We start from the raw sequence: 19,824 nt of genomic DNA, 5'->3' as shown, positions 1-19,824 counted from the left end.
AGCGAAGCGCCACCGGGCAATAATCACTGCGTAACGGGTGAGGCAACGTTACTACCTGATACCACACCCGCCTGCATGGTCTGCGTGACCTGCTGTTTCTCTGCATTCACCGCATGTAACTGACCGTTGACTGTGGGCTTGAGCGGCGTATCGGCCTGAATGTTGCCGCTGGCGGTGAGTTGAATGTTACCGTCGCCGGAAAGCGGCAGTGCTGGCCAGCCCCACTGTTGCAGGATGGTCATTGGCACGCCGCGCCCGTTCAGGCTGACCTGTGCCTGACGCTGAGGCAGTTGCGAAATGCTGGCGGTGGCCTCCAGCAGCCCTTTTTCTGTATAGGCGCTTAGTTCACTGATATTGATGGTACTGCCGTTCGCCGTTAGCGCCAGCGAAGGACGGCGCACGTCGGTGCGATTAAAGGTGGCAGCAGCGGCGTTGAGCGTGGCGTTACCGCTCCAGATCCCCCACTGGTTGTTCTGTACCAGCCCGAGGTTAGCACCGTAACCGTCCAGTGCGGTGAGTTGCCACGGGAAGGCCGGGTCGATGTCGATCACCAGATTACGGCTGGCGCTGAATTTCTTCAGCGTCAGGCTGTTTAGCCAGGCTGGCAGAGGCTTCATCCATAGCTGTTTCCAGTTTTCCGGTAGCGTATATTCCAGGCCGGCAATCGCGGCATCGTCGAGAACCAGCGCTTTGTTGTTACGCATCCAGTTTCCGGATGTTCTGAGCATTCCCCCTTCCCAGCGGGTCGTGAACTGGCGCAGCGCAATGCCCTGCGGCGAGAACTCGGCGTTCAGAATCGGATCGAAGAAATGCAGTGAACCGTAGATAAACTCGCTGGCGTTCATCGACAGTTTTCCTTCCTGTGTTTGCCAGTCATCTTTGCTAAACGTCATGTTGCGCAAGCTCAGATCAAGGTCCGTGACCGCCCAGTCAGGACCTTGCAGACGGGCATCCGTCACTTCCAGACGACCAATTTGCAAGGATGGAATAGTGGTTAGCGGCGCAAAAAAGTCGGCCAGCGATTTGTCACTTTGCAGCCGGATATCGTTCAGGCGCAGATTCTCTACCACCCAGCTACCGTCGGTATTGCGCTGCGCCACGCCGGTTAATGCGCCACGCGCGACGTCTGCGCCAATATTACTTAGCGTCACCCGACCATGGTCAATGCTGCCTTCAATCAATACGTTGGTGGTTGGGACATCGTTCAGCGTCAATGAGCTGGCGCTGAGCTGAATTTGTGCTTTGCTGCCGAGAATTTTACCTGCCTCAGGGCTCCAGGGAATCACGCCGCCGTTCACGCGCTGGGCGCTCAGGTTCCACTCGCTGCCGGGGCTGTTGAGCGCCATATCCTGTAACTGCAGGCGATCGGCCTGGAACGGTAGCGGTGCGGTTTGCTGGGAAAGATTCAGCGTGCCGTTTTGCAAGAGGATAGTGTCTACGTGCCGCGGGTCGGTGATTTGGCGACTGCTCAGCCCAATATCGACCGTTTTAGCGACCAGCGTTGCGGGCTGACCATCGCGACCAAAGGTGACGTTTTCCAGCAGAATATGGGAAGGGGAAGAAAACCGGTGATCGATAGCATCAAATGCCAGATGATAGCTGCTGTTCTCTGAGACCCAGGCGCTGACGTGCTCTGCGCCCCAACGGGTTTGCAGTAGAAAATAAAGGCCGAGAATCGCCACTGCACAGGCGATCAGCACGTAAAGAAGCAGCTTTCCAATAAATTTCATGGTCTTCCATCCCGCGAAGTGCACATAGTCAAGTTATGCACGATTTAGAGGCAATGCTCAAGGCAGGAATGGTGAAAGAGCGTTACAGCGGCGTTGATTCAGAGCCAACGCCGCATTTTGCTTATTGCTTCTCTGGTGGGAACACCAGATTCAGAACGATAGCGGTGATACCGCCTGCGGCAATGCCTGAGGAGAGCAGATTTTTCACCCAATCCGGGGCAAATTGCAGAATCAGCGGCTGCTGGGAGACGCCCAGGCCAACGGCCAGCGACAGCGCAATAATCAAAATAGCGCGGCGGTTCAGCGGCTCGCGAGAGACAATACGCACGCCAGATGCGGCGATAGTACCGAACATTACCAGGGTTGCGCCGCCCAGTACCGGTTCAGGAATATGCTGTACAAAACCGCTAACTGCCGGGAACAGGCCCAATGCTATCAGCATCAGCGCCACCACAAAACCGACGTAACGACTGGCTACGCCCGTTAACTGAATGACCCCATTGTTCTGACCAAAACAAGAGTTCGGGAAGGTATTGAACACGGCGGAAACAAACGAGTTCAGACCGTTCGCCAGCACGCCGCCTTTCAGGCGTTTCATATACAGCGGACCAGAAACCGGCTGTTCGGAAACATCGGAGGTCGCCGTAATATCACCGATGGTTTCCAGCGACGTAATCATAAAGACCAGCATCAGCGGCAGCAGTAAGCTCCAGTCGATACCGAGGCCATAATACAGCGGCGTTGGCACCATGATCAGGTCCTGGCTTACCGGTGCGGTATTTTGCGGTAGCATGTCCATAAACCATGCCAGCAGGTAGCCTGCCGCCATCGCAATCACCAGGGACGCAACGCGCAGGTACGGGTTGCGTTGGCGGTTAAGCAGGATGATCAGCGCCAGCACAACGCCAGCCAGCAGTAAATTCTTCGGTGCGCCAAAGGTGTTATCGCTCATTGCGGCATAGCCACCGCCAATCGACGTCAGACCCACCTGAATCAGCGACAGGCCGATAATCATCACCACCACGCCTGAGACCAACGGGGTAATAATACGCCGCGCCAGATGCAGTACACGCGAGATAACCATTTCAGTGCAGCTCGCTAACATCAGCGTACCAAACAGGGCCGCCATCATGGTTGGGACATCTGCGCCACCGGTTTTTAGCGCCGTGCCACCCATAATCAGCGGCGCAACAAAATTAAAGCTGGTGCCCTGAATAGATAACAGCCCGGAACCAACCGGCCCCCAGGCTTTGATCTGAATGATAGAAGCTACGCCGGAAGCGAACAGCGACATACTGATAATGTGTTGAGTATCCTGAGCCGGCAAACCGAGCGCCTGGCAAATTAACAGCGCCGGGGTGATCACCGCGACGAACATGGCCAGCAGGTGCTGACAGGCGGCAAACAGGGTCTGGGCTAACGGGGGGCGATCTTCAAGACGGTAAATCAGTTCACTGTTGTGAGTCTGCGCAACCGGTTGCGCATTTGTTGACTCTACGGCGTTAACGGACATCAGAGGCAATCCCATGGTGGAAAAGCGGTGATTTTATCTGACCAGGGCGGAAAAGCAAACGTTTGCCAGCAGTTATTCTTAATATTTAAAACGGATAAACAAACTTTTTTATATAACTTTTCATCATTTTCTGCTTAAAATCCACCCCGAAAACTCAATAAGAGCTAAAAAATCGGTCTGGAATGCATCGTGCGTGATTGTGCTAAACGCACTAATGGAGCTGTAAATGTTTTATCTCGATACGTTATCTACTCTGGTTGCGGCAACCCTTGTATTGCTGCTGGGACGTAAGCTCGTCCAGTCTGTCTCCTTCCTGAAAAAATACACCATTCCCGAACCTGTAGCCGGTGGATTGCTGGTGGCGATTGCGTTGCTGGTGCTGAAAAAAAGCATGGGCTGGGAAGTAAACTTCGATATGACCCTGCGCGATCCGCTGATGCTGGCGTTCTTCGCTACCATCGGCCTGAACGCTAATATCGCCAGCCTGCGCGCCGGTGGCCGCGTGGTGGGTATTTTTCTGATTGTCGTTGTGGGACTGCTGCTGATGCAGAACGCCATCGGTATCGGTATGGCGAGCCTGCTGGGCCTGGATCCGTTGATGGGCCTGATTGCCGGTTCGATCACGCTCTCTGGCGGACATGGAACCGGGGCTGCGTGGAGCAAGTTGTTTATTGAGCGCTACGGTTTTACCAATGCGACTGAAGTTGCAATGGCTTGCGCAACCTTTGGTCTGGTGTTGGGGGGGCTGATTGGCGGCCCGGTGGCGCGCTATCTGGTTAAACACTCCACCACGCCTGACGGTATGCCGGACGATCAGGCTGTACCGACCGCGTTTGAAAAGCCGGACGTTGGACGCATAATCACCTCGCTGGTGCTGATTGAAACTATCGCGCTGATCGCTATCTGTCTGACGGTAGGTAAAATCGTTGCGCAAATGCTGGTCGGAACGGTGCTCGAACTGCCGACCTTCGTCTGCGTGCTGTTTGTTGGTGTGATCCTCAGTAATGGCCTGGCGCTCATGGGCTTTTATCGGGTGTTCGAACGGGCGGTTTCAGTGCTGGGCAACGTGAGCCTGTCGCTGTTCCTGGCGATGGCGCTGATGAGCCTGAAACTGTGGGAGCTGGCATCTCTGGCGCTGCCGATGCTGGCGATACTGGTTGTGCAGACGATTTTTATGGCGTTGTACGCGGTATTTGTTACCTGGCGCATGATGGGCAAAAACTACGATGCCGCTGTACTGGCAGCCGGCCACTGCGGTTTTGGGCTCGGCGCGACGCCAACGGCGATTGCTAACATGCAGGCAATTACCGAACGTTTCGGGCCATCCCATATGGCGTTCCTGGTGGTGCCGATGGTGGGGGCGTTCTTTATCGATATCGTCAACGCGTTAGTGATTAAGCTGTATCTGCTGCTGCCGATTTTTGCGCAATAAAGGCTGTGCGGCGGAGTAACATCCGCCGCGATAAATGGATTATGCGTTGGAGTAACGTTCGGTTTCCGGCATCCAGCGCTCTATCAGCGCGGCAGCCTGTTGCGGATAACGTTCGTGAATATGGCGGGCTATACGCTGAACTTCCGGAATCATGGCCTGATCGCGCAATAAATCCGCTACTTTGAATTCTGCCGTTCCGGTCTGGCGCGTACCTAACAGCTCGCCGGGTCCGCGGATCTCTAAATCTTTTTGTGCAATCACGAACCCGTCATTGCTGTCCCGCAGAACCTGCAGGCGTTTCTGCGCCGTTTTTGACAGCGGCGATTTGTAGAGCAGGACGCAGTGGGAAGCCACGGCGCCGCGGCCTACGCGGCCACGCAACTGGTGCAACTGCGCCAGGCCTAATCGCTCCGGGTTTTCAATGATCATCAGGCTAGCGTTCGGCACGTCCACACCCACTTCAATCACCGTGGTGGCGACCAGCAGATGTAATTCACCCTGCTTAAAGGCGGCCATCACCGACTGCTTCTCGGCGGGCTTCATGCGCCCATGCACCAGGCCAATATTCAGCTCTGGTAAGGCAAGCTTAAGTTCTTCCCACGTGGCTTCGGCCGCCTGCGCTTCCAGTAAATCAGACTCCTCGATTAGCGTACAAACCCAGTACGCCTGACGTCCTTCGTGGGTGCAGGCGTTGCGCACACGGTCAATGATGTCGCTACGGCGGGTGTCGGGAATCGCCACTGTGGTGACCGGCGTACGCCCCGGCGGCAGTTCGTCAATGACGGACGTGTCGAGATCGGCATAGGCGGTCATGGCCAGCGTACGCGGGATCGGGGTGGCGGTCATAATGAGCTGGTGTGGGTGGAAACCCTGCTGCTGGCCTTTCTCCCACAGCGCCAGACGCTGATGCACGCCAAAACGGTGCTGTTCGTCGATAATCACCAGCGCCAGCCCGTTGAACTGAACTTGTTCCTGGAAAATTGCGTGTGTGCCGACAATCATCTGCACCTGACCGCTGGTGATGGCTTCCTGCTGTGCCTGGCGTGCTTTACCTTTTTGCTTACCCGCCAGCCAACCCACTTCAACGCCCAAAGGTTCGAACCAGTTGCGGAAATTATTTGCGTGCTGTTCAGCCAGTAATTCAGTGGGGGCCATCAGCGCCACCTGCTTACCATGCGCAATCGCACGCAGGGCGGCAAGTGCTGCAACCAGCGTTTTACCGGAACCGACATCGCCCTGCACCAGGCGCATCATTGGGACATCCAGCGCCATATCGCGTTCAATTTCGGCAGTGACCCGGGCCTGTGCGCCGGTTGGTTTAAAGGGGAGCACCGCCAGCAGTTGATCTTTCAGCCGATTGTCAGGACTCAGCGGTTGGGCGTGAAAACGTTGCGCCCCGGCGCGAAGCGCCAGCATGCTGAGATTGTGCGCCAGGAGTTCTTCCAGAATCAGGCGTCGCTGAGCCGGGTGTTGTCCGGTTTCAAGGTCGCTAAGCTGTAACGTCGGTGGCGGACGGTGTAATGTGCGCAACGCTTCCGGCAGGCTCATCATGCCTTGTAGTAACTCCGGAGGGAGCAACTCGGCAATGGCGCAGGTATCGAGCAGATCCAGCGCCTGATCGGTCAACTTGCGTAGCGTTGCCTGCTTAACGCCTTCCGTGGTCGGATACACCGGCGTGAGCGTTTCCTGCAGTTCCGGCGTGCTGAGATCGCCCTGTACGCGGTATTCCGGGTGGATCATTTCTGCGCCGTACTTGCCACGTTTCGCCTCGCCATAGGCCAGTACCCGACGCCCGGTGGCGAGGCTGTTTTTCATTGCTGCGCTGAAGTTGAAGAAGCGCATAGTGAGAATGCCGGAGCCATCGCTTATCTGGCAGGTCATCATCCGGCGGCCACCAAAAGTGATATTGCAGTTCAGCACTTCGCCTTCAACGGTGGCATAGACGCCCGGCAGCAGTTCGCCAATGGGGTACAGATGAGTACGGTCTTCGTAGCGCAGAGGGAGGTGGAGCAGGAGGTCCTGCACGGTGTGCAAGCCAATTTTCGCCAGTTTACTGCTTTGTGCTGCGCCAACGCCCGTCAGAGAGTTGAGCGGGATGGCATCCAGTAAACGGCCTTTCATCGCGATTATTTCGCAGACTGCATAGTGGCCCACCACGTTGCATCGGCTTCAATTTCGCCCTGCGTGTTTACGTGAGGGTAGGGAAGTCCTTTGCGCTTAGCGACATTCGCCAGCACCGGATAACCGCCTTCAAACAGCAAGCGCTGCTGTTCATCTTCCGGCAACATGCTGTTTTCTCGTCGGTACATGCCAGCATTTTGTCGCTGGCGCTGTGCTTCGTACAGAATCAGCGCAGAGGCAACTGAAACGTTCAGTGACTGTACCATGCCAATCATCGGAATGATGATGTCCTGGTCCGCCAGATCGAGTGCTTCCTGAGTAATGCCGGTTTTTTCCTGGCCCATCAGGATGCAGGTCGGTCGCGTGTAATCAATCTCGCGGAAATCGACGGCTTTATCAGAGAGGTGGGTCGCCAGAACTTGCATGCCCTGACTTTTTAACTGCGTAACCGCATCGCTAATGGTCGGGTGGGTTTTAACCTGCACCCAGCTGTTACTGCCCGCGGCAGAAGAAGCCATGGTACGCATACGGCTACCCGGCCAGACGGCGTGGACTTCATGTACGCCGACTGCGTCTGCGGTACGAATGATCGCAGAAACGTTATGAGGTTTATGGACCTGCTCCATGCAGACGGTCAGATCGGGCTGACGCCTGGCAAGCATTTCGCAAATGCGCTCATAGCGTTTTGAGTTCATATCTCTAGTTTCGGTTGCGGGTGACTTTAATCACGTCCGGCATGACGCGGATTTTGCGCATAATATTCGCCAGATGCACGCGATCGCGAGCGGTCAGGCGAATAAAGGCGCTATAAACACGACCGTCTTTCTCTTCAGTATTCAGACTTTGAATATTGGAGGTCGTCGTGTTGATTGCCGCCGTCAGGTTCGCCAGAGCACCCTGGTGGTTAAACATGTCCACCTTAATTTCGGTGATGAACTCCTGCTCTGTCTCTTTATCCCATTCCACCGCCATAAATTTCTCTGGCTCTTTCTGGTAGCCACGAATGTTACGGCAGGACTCATGGTGAATCACCAGACCTTTACCCGGACTGACGTGGGCAATGATCGGATCGCCAGGAATTGGACGACAGCATTTGGCAAAGGTGATCAGTACGCCGTCTGCGCCTTTGATCGGCAGATGACCATGACCAGATTGCGCAGGAACGTTCGCCGATGCTTCGCCCTGCTGAAGGTTTTTCGCTACCACCACGCTCATGGCGTTGCCCAGACCGATTTCCGCTAACAGATCGTCAAGCGTAGCGAGCTTCATACGCTCAAGCTCACGCTGGATACTTTCCTGCGGGATTTCAGCCAGTTTACGGCTACCACCCAGGGCATGGTTAAGCAGTCGACGCCCCAGACTGACGGAATCATCGCGCTTAAGGTTTTTCAGCAGTTGGCGAATTTTTGCTCGTGCTTTCGAGCTGACGACGAAGTTGAGCCATGCCGCATTCGGCCGGGCGCCCGGCGCGGTAATGATTTCAACGGTCTGACCGCTAAACAGCGGTTGGGAAAGCGGATAAGGCTGTCTGTCGACACGTGCGCCAACGCAGGCATGACCGATATCGGTATGTACCGCGTAGGCGAAGTCGACAGGCGTCGCACCGGCAGGCAGCTCGACAATACGCCCTTCCGGTGTGAAAACATAAATCTCATCCGGGAAGAGATCAGATTTAACGCTTTCAATAAATTCAAACGAGCTACCGGCGCTTTGCTGCAGTTCCAGCAGGCTTTGCATCCAGCGTTGTGCGCGGATTTGTGCCGTGGTGCTGGTTTCGCCATGCTCTTTGTACGCCCAGTGTGCCGCGACCCCCATCTCCGCCATCTGGTCCATGTCTTCGGTACGAATTTGTACTTCAACAGGCACGCCGTGCGGGCCGATCATTGAGGTATGCAAAGACTGATATCCGTTCGCTTTGGGAATGGCGATATAGTCTTTCACGCGACCTGGGCGCGGTTTGTACAGGCTGTGCATCTGGCCGAGTACGCGATAGCAGGTATCGGAGTCATGAACGATGACGCGGAAAGCGTAAATGTCCATGATCGAGTGAAAACGCTGCTCTTTGAGTACCATTTTGCAGTAGATCGAGTACAGGTGTTTCTCGCGACCGCTTACGCGACACGGAATGCCTGCTTCCTGCAAACGCCCCTCGATCTCCGAGAGGATTTTTTGAATCATCTCTTTGCGGTTGCCGCGGGCGGCTTTTACCACTTCTTTAATCACGCGATAGCGGTTCGGGTACAGCGCTTCAAAACCCAGCTCTTCCAGCTCGGTTTTAATGTGATGAATACCTAAACGATGCGCCAGCGGACTGTAGATTTCGAGGGTTTCACGGGCGATGCGGCGGCGCTTATCGGGGCGTAATGAGCCCAGCGTGCGCATATTGTGGGTACGGTCGGCAAGTTTGATGAGAATGACGCGGATATCCTGCACCATCGCCATAATCATCTTGCGAAAGTTTTCAGCTTGCGCCTCTTTCTTATCGCGAAACTTAAGCTTATCAAGCTTAGATACCCCTTCTACCAGCTCTGCAACGCTTTTACCAAAAAGCTGTTCCATGTCCTGGTAGGTGGCTGGGGTATCTTCAATCACGTCATGCAGCAGCGCAGCCATCAGCGTTTCGTAGTCGAGTTTCATCTCGGCCAGAATGCAGGCTACCGCTACGGGGTGCGTGATATAAGGTTCACCGCTTGAACGTGTCTGGCCCTCGTGAGCGTCACGTGCAACGAGATACGCCTGCCGAAGACGCTTAATCTGGTCTTCCGGCAGGTAGTTTTGAATCAGCTGATTCAGGCTTTCAAACAGATACAAGGGCGACCCGCTTTGTGATTAACGACGACCTTCAGCAATAGCGGTAACGGCTTGTAATTCAGCGGCTTCCTGCTCTTGCTGTTCCTGGCGCTCACGAACGTCGAGGATCTGGTTGTTGATCAGACCTTCTTCGATTTCGCGCAGCGCGATAACGGTAGTTTTATCGTTTTCTTCCGGTACGAGCGGATCCTTTCCGCCTACCTGCATCTGACGAGCGCGACGCGCGGCGACCAGTACCAGGTCAAAACGGTTACCAATTTTCTCTACAGCGTCCTGAACAGTTACGCGTGCCATACTTAAAATGCTCCACAGGTGAAGAAATGACTGGGCATGATACTGAATGTGGGTTCAGTCTGCCAACAGTTTGCTGATTAAAGCGTCATGACGCTGCTTTTGGCGGCTCATGCGCAGACGTTCGGCGCGAATGATGGTTTTCAAATCGCCCAGGGCGGTATCGAAATCATCGTTCACAATAAGATAATCATATTCGGCGTAATGGCTCATTTCTGCAACAGCTTGCGCCATACGTTTTGCGATCACGTCTTCGCTATCCTGACCTCGACCACGCAGACGGCGGTCCAGCTCAATCTTAGAGGGCGGCAAAATAAAAATACTGCGCGCATGCGGCATTTTTTCACGAATTTGCTGCGCACCTTGCCAGTCGATATCTAAAAAGACGTCTACGCCGGATGCTAATACTTGCTCAATGGCCTCACGCGAAGTGCCGTAGTAATTACCGAAAACCTCAGCGTGTTCCAGAAACGCGTCTCTGCCAATCATGGCTCTGAATTCGTCATGGTTCACAAAGAAATAGTGTTCACCATGCACTTCCCCCGGGCGCGGTGCGCGCGTGGTGTGCGAAACAGAAACCTGGGTGTCATACAACGGTTGGGTCTTTAATAAAGCCTGAATCAGGCTGGATTTACCCGCGCCACTGGGGGCAGAAACAATATAAAGCGTGCCTTGAGCCATGAGTATCTTAATGTATGTGATTGTCGAAAGAGAGCCTACATACGGGCTTATTATACACGTAGCCGCTATGTGACGTAGCCTTTGTCACACTTTTTGCGCATGTTTATTGCGTTTTGCGTACCCGTTTCCTGTTTTATCGGCAATTTGCAGCAACACGTGAAAATGTCAGGAAGGCTGCTCGCACGATGAATTTTTGTCGCTCTGTTTCGATGGCACTCCGCGCTATACCTGCCGGGAAACACATTGGTTAGCGGAGGCAGCATGAGGCTATGGAAATGCCTTGGCATAGTTTTACTGGTCTGGAATTTACCGGTTTGGGCGGTATGCCCTGCCTGGTCCCCAGCCCGGGCAAGCGAGGAAATTTCACGATTACAGCAGCAGATAACACAATGGAATGATAGTTACTGGAAACAGGGTGTCAGCGCCGTTGATGACAGCGTTTATGACCAGCTCAATGCGCAACTCATCCAATGGCAGCGCTGTTTTGGCGATGAAGCTCCACCTGATCTGTCTGCGCCCCCAATAAGTGGCACCGTCTCGCATCCAGTACCTCACACGGGGGTCCGCAAGCTGGCAGATAAGCAAGCGTTACAGCAATGGATGCGTGTGCGCAGCGATCTCTGGGTACAACCAAAGGTCGACGGCGTGGCGGTCACGCTGGTCTATCGCAATGGCAATCTGGTAAGAGCGATTAGCCGAGGTAATGGCCTGAAAGGTGAAGACTGGACGCAAAAGGTGCTGCGGATACCTTCCGTACCACACACTTCCAAAGGTCTGCTGGCAAACAGTACGTTGCAGGGTGAGATATTTTTACAGCAGGAAGGGCATATCCAGCAACAGAGCGGGGGAATGAATGCCCGCTCAAAGGTCGCTGGAATGATGATGCGCCAGAGCACCCCGGAATTGTTACGTTCGTTGGCTATTTTCATCTGGGCCTGGCCTGATGGTCCGGCGGTCATGTCGGAAAGGCTGGAACAACTCACTGCCGCCGGGTTCAGTTTCACGCAACGCTATACCCAGCCCGTGAAAAATGCGGACGATGTCGAGCATGCCCGTACCCGTTGGTGGACTTCAGCACTCCCTTTTGTGACGGATGGCGTCGTGGTGCGATCGGGGAAAGAACCACAGGCGCGATACTGGTTACCCGGGCAGGGAGAGTGGCTGGCGGCATGGAAATATCCGCCCGTGGCTCAGGTATCCGAGGTCACAGATATTCAGTTTTCAGTCGGTAAAAGTGGGAAAATTGCCGTAGTCGCGCTGCTGGCACCCGTCATGCTGGATGATAAACGCGTGCAACGCGTCAATATTGGCTCTGTACGCCGCTGGAATGAATGGGATATCGCGCCTGGAGATCGGATCCTGATAAGCCTGGCCGGACAGGGGATCCCGCGTATCGACGAAGTGGTCTGGCGTAGCACTCAACGCACTAAGCCAACGCCGCCTGTGGGACATTTCAATTCAATGACCTGCTTTTATGCCACGCCGGCGTGTTATGAGCAATTTATTGCCAGACTGGTTTGGCTGGGCGCGAAAGAAGTGCTGGAATTAGAAGGTATTGGTGAAGCGGGATGGCGTAACCTTCATCAGACGTATCACTTTGAACATATCTTTTCCTGGCTCGGATTAACTCAGGAGCAGCTCCGGTCCACATTAGGCGTAAGCAAAGGGGAGAAGATGTGGCATCAGTTCAACCTGTCGCGCCATCTTCCGTTCACACGTTGGGTTATAGCCATGGGAATACCGTTAACACAGGCAACGCTGAATGCCTGTCGGGATGCTTCGTGGCAACAATTGCAGGACCGTGATGAACAAAGCTGGCGACAACTCCCTTTAATGGGGGAGCGCCGGGCACGACAGATTATTCAGTGGCTGGAGGCCAGGGAGGTCATAGCGCTGAGCAACTGGCTGGCTGCTCAGCGTATTACGGGCTTTATGCCTTAATGGCCTTCATGGCGATAATAAAATACTGGCAGGCCCAACTTCAGGCGCAGCGCCAGTAAGCGGGCGGTAAAACCGAAGAGTAGGGTAGAGATAACCACCACATCGTGGCTGGAGACGTAATGTTGCAGCACGATGTAAAGCACGGCAGCGGCAAAAGAAACGCCAGCATATAGCTCTTTCTGGAACACCAACGGAATGCGTTTGCAGAACATGTCGCGTAACACGCCACCGAAGACGCCGGTAGTGACCGCAGCGACCACGGCGATAATCGGCCCGTGACCCATATCCAGCGCCACCTGTGCGCCAATAATAGAAAAGACCACCAGGCCCAGCGCATCCAGTACAAGGAATATTTTACGCAGGTAGGGCATGACAGGAGCAATAATGGTGGTGAGTACCGCAGCGGCCGCCACAATGATGACGTATTCAGGATGCTTTACCCAGCCAAGCGGATAGTGGCCGAGAAGAATGTCGCGTACTGAACCACCGCCAATGGCGGTCGCAGTGGCAATAATAATGACGCCAAATGTATCCATACGGCGACGTCCTGCCGCAAGCGCGCCGGTCATGGCTTCGGCAGTAATACCAATTAAATATAAAACGTGTAACAGCATGTATTCCCCCTGTTGTGCTGGGGGCTAAGGTTATCGATTTGTGCGCATTGTCACGATTGAGATTTTCTAAGGTGAAACGATTTTAATAACTACAGCTAATGCGAATTTGTCAGAAATGCTTTATGGCATGCTGTATAAAGTGTGGAGTGTAATAATAAACGATGAGAAAATATAATTCGAAGTGAAGGGGCGGAAGCGAAACGTCGGGAAAAACACGTAGTCCCGCCGTTTACTGGCGGGCTACGTATGATATTTCATCAAGCTATTACTCCTCGACCATAGGACAAGTTGACACGCCAGAAGCCATTAGGGAAGTCATCATGAGTAAACTCTGATATTCAGTGGCCTCTATTCTGAAAAATGGCCCCCTCAGCTATCGCTTCTATGTGTGTAGGGGCATTTACAGCAAAATCTTCAGCATTTAGTCAGTCGGAGTGGTAGATATGAGCGCCAGAGAAGAAATTCAGGATGGCAGAGAGGCTGGAATTTTAAGAAGTGGGATAATCTACACCGAAGTTTTGGGGTGGATAGATATGGGACATGCTCGAGGAGATGATGTTAGAAAGTTACTCTCGGATATGCACCAAGGCGAGCATTCAGGAAAGGATTATTACGATGTAAAATACACTCAAAGTATGGGAAGAGGAGGGCTTATAATTGGGAAGTTCATCAGATGGAGAATTAGAAAAGGGCGTAGCTTATTTGAACGATATAGTATAGCGCTTTCCATGATGATGGCGCTTGCTCATCGTTTTGAGGGTTTACAGTCAAATTTCCCCTTTTATCTTTACACCGACAGCGGTTTCAGTGGTGAGGATTTAGTATCCGATTTGCTGGGGTTCTACCGCGTAGTCTCATATAGTAACCCATTCCCGCTATTGCAACCCGTCAGCAAAGAGGAAGCCCTCAGACGTTGGGATTATTATGGCCCAATCGGCTCTTTTAAAAACACCTCATTCCAACCGATTTTATTTCCCGATCCGATGAAATCAGCTTTAGCTCTTCCTGTAAAAGGTGTTTTACCCTCATTCATGAGAACAGTGATACCTTACAGCGACTTTAGGTCTGGTAACGTTAAAATAGTTTCCAGAGATGGAACGGTCGTTAACTGGTAAAAAAGGGAAACATATGAAACAGGCAGTCATAATAGTGCTGATGGTAATAGCTATATGTAGCTCTTATTTCTGGCCTAATATTAAAATGAGACTTGCATGTAACGCACAATATACAGAGTTTGATAAAGCCAAATATGATTATTACACTCCCCAGGTTTTTAAAAAAATGCCGAGAATATCCCAAGTATATGACTTTAATTATACGAACATTTCTGGCCCTAAGGCTGATGTATGGAGTGTGACGTTCCATGATACCAGGGATACGTGGAAAATTAGTGAATATCTCTCAATGGTGGGCTATGAAAAACAGGAAAAATGCGATATAGAGGCAGAATGCTGGCGCCTCAGGGGATCTGATGAAGTACTGACAGTCGTGAAGATGAACAGCAGCAACGCTGTTCGGGTTGATATTCTGAAGAGTCTTTATAACGACAAATATATGCCAGATAAATAAGTATTCAATTTTATATAAGCCAGTACTTACTGGAGGTACGGATAGCCTGCATTGAGCAGGCTATCTAGTACGTTACGATAGCATAGGCATGGTACGCAAAATTACTCGATATTCTGAATTTGCTCGCGCATTTGCTCGATCAAAACTTTCAGTTCAATTGCGGAGTTAGTCACTTCGGCATTGATAGACTTGGATGCCAGAGTGTTCGACTCACGGTTGAATTCCTGCATCATGAAGTCCAGACGACGGCCAACCGCCTCTTTTTTCTTCAGAATGTTGTAGGTTTCTTTGACGTGAGCTTCCAGGCGATCCAGTTCTTCAGCCACGTCGATACGTTGTGCCATCAGCACCAGCTCTTGCTCAAGGCGGTTATTTTCCAGTTGCACCTGAGCGTCTTCCAGTTTGGCCACCAGACGCTCACGCTGCCATTGCAGAATTTCCGGCATATGCGCACGTACCTTCGTCACTTCAGCGCTGACGCCTTCCAGACGCTGCTCGATCAGCGCCTTCAGCGCCTGACCTTCGGTTTCACGCGCAACGATAAAGTCATCCAGCGTACCGTCAAGCGCAGCGAGGATTTCGGCGGCAATGGCGTCCAGATCTTGCTCCTGGGCTGCCATTACGCCTGGCCAACGCAGGATATCAACCGGGTTAATTTCACCTTCATCACTCTGCATTTTGACCCAGTTAGCAGCACTCACGAGCTGTTTAGCGAGCTTTTCATTCAGAATCAGCTCGCCCTGAGCGCTGGCATCCGGCTCAAAACGCAGCGTACATTCGATCTTACCGCGCGTCAGACGCGTGCGGATGCGTTCGCGAACCACGGGTTCGAGACTACGGAACTGTTCCGGCAGGCGAAAATAAGTTTCCAGATAACGCTGGTTTACCGAGCGCATCTCCCAGGTTGCGCTACCCCATTCACCCTTGATTTCACGCCGGGCGTAGGCGGTCATGCTGCGGATCATAGACGTTCCTGTTTTTAAAGATGAGATGGGAGGATTATAGCCATCCACGTCTTGTCAGGATAGGAATAACCGTCGGAAGTCCGTATAATGCGCAGCCACATTCGTTTCAAGCCGGAGATTTTATCATGCGTCCAGCAGGTCGTAGTGCCAATCAGGTGCGCCCCGTCACCCTGACCCGTAATTATACAAAACACGCTGAAGGCTCCGTGCTGGTCGAATTTGGTGATACCAAAGTGCTGTGTACCGCTTCTATTGATGAAGGCGTCCCACGTTTTCTGAAAGGTCAGGGCCAGGGCTGGATCACCGCAGAATATGGCATGCTGCCACGCGCCACGCACACCCGTAACGCCCGTGAAGCGGCGAAAGGTAAGCAGGGCGGTCGTACCATGGAAATCCAGCGTTTGATCGCCCGCGCACTTCGCGCTGCTGTTGACCTGAAGACGCTCGGTGAATTCACTATTACGCTGGACTGTGATGTTATTCAGGCTGATGGCGGTACGCGTACTGCATCGATTACTGGCGCATGCGTTGCGTTGGCGGATGCGCTGAACAAACTGGTGGCGAGCGGTAAGCTGAAAACTAACCCGATGAAAGGGATGGTTGCCGCGGTTTCCGTGGGCATTGTCAACGGTGAAGCGCTCTGTGACCTCGAGTACGTTGAGGACTCCGCCGCAGAAACTGACATGAACGTGGTGATGACTGAAGATGGTCGCATTATTGAAGTGCAGGGCACGGCGGAAGGTGAGCCGTTCAGCCATGAAGAACTTCTCACCCTACTGGCATTGGCCCGAGGGGGAATCGAATCCATTGTAGCGACGCAGAAGGCGGCGTTAGAAAATTGATTTTAAAGGCGACTGAAGAGTCGCCTTTTTTTTGTCTGTAATAAAGTGAGATGAGGAGCGAATCCATGAAACCGTATCAGCGCCAGTTTATTGAGTTTGCGCTTAGCAAGCAGGTACTAAAGTTTGGCGAATTTACGCTGAAATCCGGGCGCAAAAGCCCCTATTTCTTCAACGCCGGGCTATTTAATACCGGGCGCGATCTGGCACTGCTAGGCCGTTTTTATGCCGAAGCGCTGGTGGATTCCGGCATCGAGTTCGATTTGCTGTTTGGCCCAGCCTACAAAGGTATTCCGATTGCGACCACCACCGCCGTTGCGCTGGCGGAACACCACGATAAAGATTTACCGTACTGCTTTAACCGTAAAGAGGCGAAGACCCATGGTGAAGGCGGTAATCTGGTAGGTAGCGCACTTGAGGGGCGTGTCATGCTGGTGGATGATGTTATCACCGCGGGAACAGCAATTCGTGAGTCGATGGAGATTATTCAGGCTAATGGCGCTACGCTTGCTGGGGTACTGATTTCTCTTGATCGTCAGGAACGCGGTCGTGGCGAGATTTCAGCGATTCAGGAAGTGGAACGTGATTATGGTTGCAAGGTAATTTCGATCATTACCCTGAAAGACCTGATTGCGTATCTGGAAGAGAAGCCTGAGATGGCAGAACATTTGGCAGCAGTGCGGGCATACCGAGAAGAGTTTGGGGTTTAATCGTCGCGGAATTGCCCGATGGCGTTAAGCTTACCGGGCCTACGGGTTGCACAGGCCGGATAAGACAAAGTCGCCATCCGGCAATCGTGTTACTGCAATTGAGCGGCAACCAGCGGCCAGCGGGTGTCAAAATCATCCGTTGGTCGATACTTAAATTCGCTACGTACAAACCGGGACAACATCCCTTCGCAGAAAGCCAGTAACTGGCTGGCCAGCAGTGTTTCATCCACGGTGTAACCTTCGCCTTCACGCATTCTTTTTTCGCGCAGAACCTGGCGTAACTGGGCCTCAATACGTTCGAAAAGCTGGTTAATGCGGCCTTGCAGACGATCCTGTTCAAACATGAGCGCATGCCCGGTCAGAATGCGCGTCAGACCGGGGTTACGTTCACCGAAGCCTAAAATCAGCAGAACGATCAGACGCAGACGTGCGCTGGTGTCCTTTTCATCTTTTAAGATCAGATTGATACGGGTAATCAGACTATCTTCGATAAACTCAATCAGACTATCGAACATGCGGGTCTTGCTGGGAAAATGGCGATACAACGCCGCTTCGGAAACGCCTACAGAGGCTGCCAGTTTCGCTGTCGTGATGCGTTGGCTTCCATCGCTGGACTCAAGCATCAGTGCCAGAGACTGAAGTATTTCTTCGCGACGATTCCTTTTCGCAGTTTGCTTTTCTACCATGTTACAAAATACCCCTGAAAATAAGCTCTTGCCAGGCAGGCATCCACACAGCGACCGCAAACGGCTGTTTGCGGTGTGTTATTGCGTTATTACGCTGTGGGATACTTTTCTGCGGGTTACTTGCGCCCGGAATGGCCGAAGCCACCTTCGCCACGATCGGTGGCTTCAAACTCTTCCACCAGATTAAATTCAGCCTGCACGACCGGTACAAATACCATCTGCGCGATACGTTCGCCCGGTTCAATCGTGAAGCTGTCCTGACCACGGTTCCAGATAGATACCATCAATTGTCCTTGATAGTCGGAATCAATCAGACCGACCAGGTTGCCCAGTACGATGCCGTGCTTATGGCCCAGCCCGGAACGTGGCAACATCACCGCCGCCAGAGAGGGATCGGCAATGTGGATGGCTAACCCGGTTGGCACCAGCGTAGTTGCACCTGGCGCCAGCTCTACGGCGTCATCAAGACAAGCACGCAGGTCAAGTCCGGCAGAGCCAGAAGTGGCGTACGTCGGGAGCGGAAATTGTTGCCCTACGCGCGGGTCCAGAATCTTAACGTCGATTTTTTTCATCATAACGGGTCACGATCTCGTCGAGTAATAATTGGCCCAGGAGTTCTTTACGCTCAAGCGGTAAGATTTTATCTCCATCCTGCCAAAAAAGGTGTAATGCGTTGCTGTCGCTGTTAAACCCTTGATTTGATAGCGAAACGTCGTTAGCACAGATCACATCAAGGTTTTTGCGGATGCGTTTTTGCCGGGCATATTCTTCCACATTATTTGTTTCGGCGGCAAACCCAACGACAAAAGGACGATTAGCATCCAGTGCGGCAACACCGGCGATAATATCCGGGTTTTTGACCATTTTTACTGTTAATTCATCACCCTGCGTCGCCTGTTTTTTGATTTTTTCGGGGGCGACGGTTTCGGCGCGATAATCAGCGACTGCGGCGCAGCCGATAAAAATATGCTGTTGTTGCACCACAGATTGCACGGCGGCTTGCATCTCCAGAGCGGTCATCACATCAATGCGCTGCACAAATGGCGGTGTGGGTAACGAAACAGGTCCCGACACCAGCGTGACGTTTGCCCCGCGTTTTGCGGCTGCGGCTGCGATAGCAAATCCCATTTTTCCGGAGCTGTGATTGGAAATGTAACGCACGGGATCCAGCGGTTCACGCGTCGGGCCCGCCGTAATCATGATATTGAGATGTTGCAGATCGTTGACAGGCGAGAAATGTTCTGCGGCCATATCGACAATTGTCAACGGATCCAGCATGCGTCCAGGACCGACATCGCCACATGCCTGGCTACCACTGTCAGGACCCCAAATGAGCAAACCTCGCGAGGCAAGAATGCTCAGATTGTGCTGGGTCGCGGCAGCGCGGTACATCTGCTGGTTCATGGCTGGCAGCACAGCAACAGGAGCAGGCGTTGCCAGACAAATCGTTGAAACCAGATCGTTAGCCATCCCCGCGGCGACGCGGGCAATCAGGTCTGCCGTAGCAGGCGCCAAAATAACCAGGTCGGCCCATTTCCCCAGCTCAATGTGGCCCATCGCGGCTTCGGCGGCGGGGTCAAGCAGGCTGTCGGAAACGGGATAACCCGAAACCGCTTGTAAGCTCAGGGGAGTAATAAACGCTTTTGCCGCTTCGGTCATCGCCACGCGGACGTCAGCGCCGCGTTCCCGTAAACGACGCACCAGTTCAGGGGTTTTGTACGCAGCAATGCCGCCACTGACGCCAAGTACGATTTTTTTACCGGCCAGGCTCATCATGATCTTTCCTGTTGGGTTTCACCAGAAGGCGGATATTTTATCACAATCCGCAATGAGTCGTGCTTTTGCCCGCGCTTCAGTTTGCGAGCCGCTACGAAGAAGTGATAACAGAGCGTCGATTCGCGACAAGCGTTATGCCACTATG

The 19,824-nt window shown here is 53.1% G+C and carries 18 protein-coding genes; 6 read left to right on the top strand and 12 right to left on the bottom strand.

Annotated elements, in window-relative coordinates:
- Nucleotides 1-23 precede the first annotated feature (23 nt).
- Together FOB24_RS01060 and xanP are read right to left on the bottom strand one after the other, a co-directional pair.
- Nucleotides 24-1,730: an AsmA family protein gene (locus tag FOB24_RS01060; RefSeq protein ID WP_085049113.1), complete on the bottom strand. Its 1,707-nt coding sequence runs from the start codon at nucleotides 1,728-1,730 to the stop codon at nucleotides 24-26.
- Nucleotides 1,731-1,851: 121 nt separating this feature from the next.
- On the bottom strand, nucleotides 1,852-3,243 hold the full coding sequence (xanP, locus tag FOB24_RS01055; RefSeq protein WP_038635433.1) for a xanthine/proton symporter XanP: 1,392 nt from the start codon (nucleotides 3,241-3,243) through the stop codon (nucleotides 1,852-1,854).
- Between the two features lie 226 nt (nucleotides 3,244-3,469).
- On the opposite strand from xanP, the gene gltS reads away from it, so the two are divergent.
- Nucleotides 3,470-4,675: a sodium/glutamate symporter gene (gene gltS / locus FOB24_RS01050; protein ID WP_006687638.1), complete on the top strand. Its 1,206-nt coding sequence runs from the start codon at nucleotides 3,470-3,472 to the stop codon at nucleotides 4,673-4,675.
- 39 nt (nucleotides 4,676-4,714) lie between these two features.
- On the opposite strand, the gene recG is transcribed toward gltS, so the two are convergent.
- The 5 genes from recG to gmk are packed head-to-tail and all read right to left on the bottom strand — an operon-like array spanning nucleotide 4,715 to nucleotide 10,579.
- Nucleotides 4,715-6,796 (bottom strand): ATP-dependent DNA helicase RecG, encoded by a 2,082-nt coding sequence (recG, locus tag FOB24_RS01045; protein WP_150344421.1) that lies wholly within the window; start codon nucleotides 6,794-6,796, stop codon nucleotides 4,715-4,717.
- Between the two features lie 5 nt (nucleotides 6,797-6,801).
- Nucleotides 6,802-7,491 (bottom strand): tRNA (guanosine(18)-2'-O)-methyltransferase TrmH, encoded by a 690-nt coding sequence (gene trmH, locus FOB24_RS01040; RefSeq protein ID WP_137360309.1) that lies wholly within the window; start codon nucleotides 7,489-7,491, stop codon nucleotides 6,802-6,804.
- Between the two features lie 4 nt (nucleotides 7,492-7,495).
- Entirely contained in the window at nucleotides 7,496-9,607 is a 2,112-nt protein-coding gene (spoT, locus tag FOB24_RS01035; RefSeq protein WP_038635422.1) for a bifunctional GTP diphosphokinase/guanosine-3',5'-bis pyrophosphate 3'-pyrophosphohydrolase, read from the bottom strand.
- 18 nt (nucleotides 9,608-9,625) lie between these two features.
- Nucleotides 9,626-9,901 carry a DNA-directed RNA polymerase subunit omega gene (gene rpoZ, locus FOB24_RS01030; RefSeq protein WP_000135058.1) on the bottom strand — a complete coding sequence of 92 codons (276 nt, stop codon included), beginning with the start codon at nucleotides 9,899-9,901 and terminating at the stop codon, nucleotides 9,626-9,628.
- A gap of 54 nt (nucleotides 9,902-9,955) precedes the next feature.
- The gene (gene gmk, locus FOB24_RS01025; protein WP_038635416.1) at nucleotides 9,956-10,579 is read right to left on the bottom strand and encodes a guanylate kinase; all 624 of its coding nucleotides are present in this window, start codon (nucleotides 10,577-10,579) and stop codon (nucleotides 9,956-9,958) included.
- 261 nt (nucleotides 10,580-10,840) lie between these two features.
- Between gmk and ligB the strand changes: the two genes are divergently transcribed.
- Nucleotides 10,841-12,520 carry an NAD-dependent DNA ligase LigB gene (gene ligB, locus FOB24_RS01020; RefSeq protein ID WP_150344420.1) on the top strand — a complete coding sequence of 560 codons (1,680 nt, stop codon included), beginning with the start codon at nucleotides 10,841-10,843 and terminating at the stop codon, nucleotides 12,518-12,520.
- Here the strand turns inward: ligB and FOB24_RS01015 are convergent.
- Complete coding sequence (locus FOB24_RS01015; RefSeq protein ID WP_038635410.1) at nucleotides 12,517-13,134, bottom strand: trimeric intracellular cation channel family protein; 618 nt, start codon at nucleotides 13,132-13,134, stop codon at nucleotides 12,517-12,519. The two genes, ligB and FOB24_RS01015, sit on opposite strands and share 4 nt — an antisense overlap.
- Nucleotides 13,135-13,577: 443 nt before the next feature.
- On the opposite strand from FOB24_RS01015, the gene FOB24_RS01010 reads away from it, so the two are divergent.
- Nucleotides 13,578-14,249, top strand: a complete 672-nt coding sequence (locus tag FOB24_RS01010) for a hypothetical protein (RefSeq protein WP_038635407.1) — start codon at nucleotides 13,578-13,580, stop codon at nucleotides 14,247-14,249.
- 13 nt (nucleotides 14,250-14,262) lie between these two features.
- Nucleotides 14,263-14,703, top strand: coding sequence for a hypothetical protein (locus tag FOB24_RS01005; RefSeq protein ID WP_085049109.1), 441 nt, complete (start codon nucleotides 14,263-14,265; stop codon nucleotides 14,701-14,703).
- Between the two features lie 101 nt (nucleotides 14,704-14,804).
- Here FOB24_RS01005 and FOB24_RS01000 read toward each other — a convergent pair whose 3' ends face one another.
- Nucleotides 14,805-15,668: a YicC/YloC family endoribonuclease gene (locus FOB24_RS01000; protein WP_006687630.1), complete on the bottom strand. Its 864-nt coding sequence runs from the start codon at nucleotides 15,666-15,668 to the stop codon at nucleotides 14,805-14,807.
- 125 nt (nucleotides 15,669-15,793) lie between these two features.
- Here FOB24_RS01000 and rph point away from each other — a divergent pair, with 125 nt between their 5' ends.
- Nucleotides 15,794-16,510 carry a ribonuclease PH gene (gene rph / locus FOB24_RS00995; RefSeq protein ID WP_003024054.1) on the top strand — a complete coding sequence of 239 codons (717 nt, stop codon included), beginning with the start codon at nucleotides 15,794-15,796 and terminating at the stop codon, nucleotides 16,508-16,510.
- Between the two features lie 65 nt (nucleotides 16,511-16,575).
- Entirely contained in the window at nucleotides 16,576-17,217 is a 642-nt protein-coding gene (pyrE, locus tag FOB24_RS00990; protein ID WP_061066836.1) for an orotate phosphoribosyltransferase, read from the top strand.
- Between the two features lie 89 nt (nucleotides 17,218-17,306).
- Here pyrE and slmA read toward each other — a convergent pair whose 3' ends face one another.
- From slmA to coaBC, 3 genes are all read right to left on the bottom strand, one after another.
- Complete coding sequence (gene slmA / locus FOB24_RS00985; RefSeq protein WP_003024060.1) at nucleotides 17,307-17,903, bottom strand: nucleoid occlusion factor SlmA; 597 nt, start codon at nucleotides 17,901-17,903, stop codon at nucleotides 17,307-17,309.
- A gap of 116 nt (nucleotides 17,904-18,019) precedes the next feature.
- On the bottom strand, nucleotides 18,020-18,478 hold the full coding sequence (gene dut, locus FOB24_RS00980; RefSeq protein ID WP_006687626.1) for a dUTP diphosphatase: 459 nt from the start codon (nucleotides 18,476-18,478) through the stop codon (nucleotides 18,020-18,022).
- Nucleotides 18,456-19,676 (bottom strand): bifunctional phosphopantothenoylcysteine decarboxylase/phosphopantothenate--cysteine ligase CoaBC, encoded by a 1,221-nt coding sequence (gene coaBC / locus FOB24_RS00975; RefSeq protein WP_087857269.1) that lies wholly within the window; start codon nucleotides 19,674-19,676, stop codon nucleotides 18,456-18,458. Before coaBC ends, dut begins: the two co-directional genes overlap by 23 nt.
- Nucleotides 19,677-19,824: the final 148 nt, after the last annotated feature.

The organism is Citrobacter werkmanii (genome assembly GCF_008693645.1).
Classification (GTDB): Bacteria; Pseudomonadota; Gammaproteobacteria; order Enterobacterales; family Enterobacteriaceae; genus Citrobacter; species Citrobacter werkmanii.
Note: the sequence above shows the minus strand (reverse complement) of the source record. Positions and strands in the feature narration are given on the sequence as shown.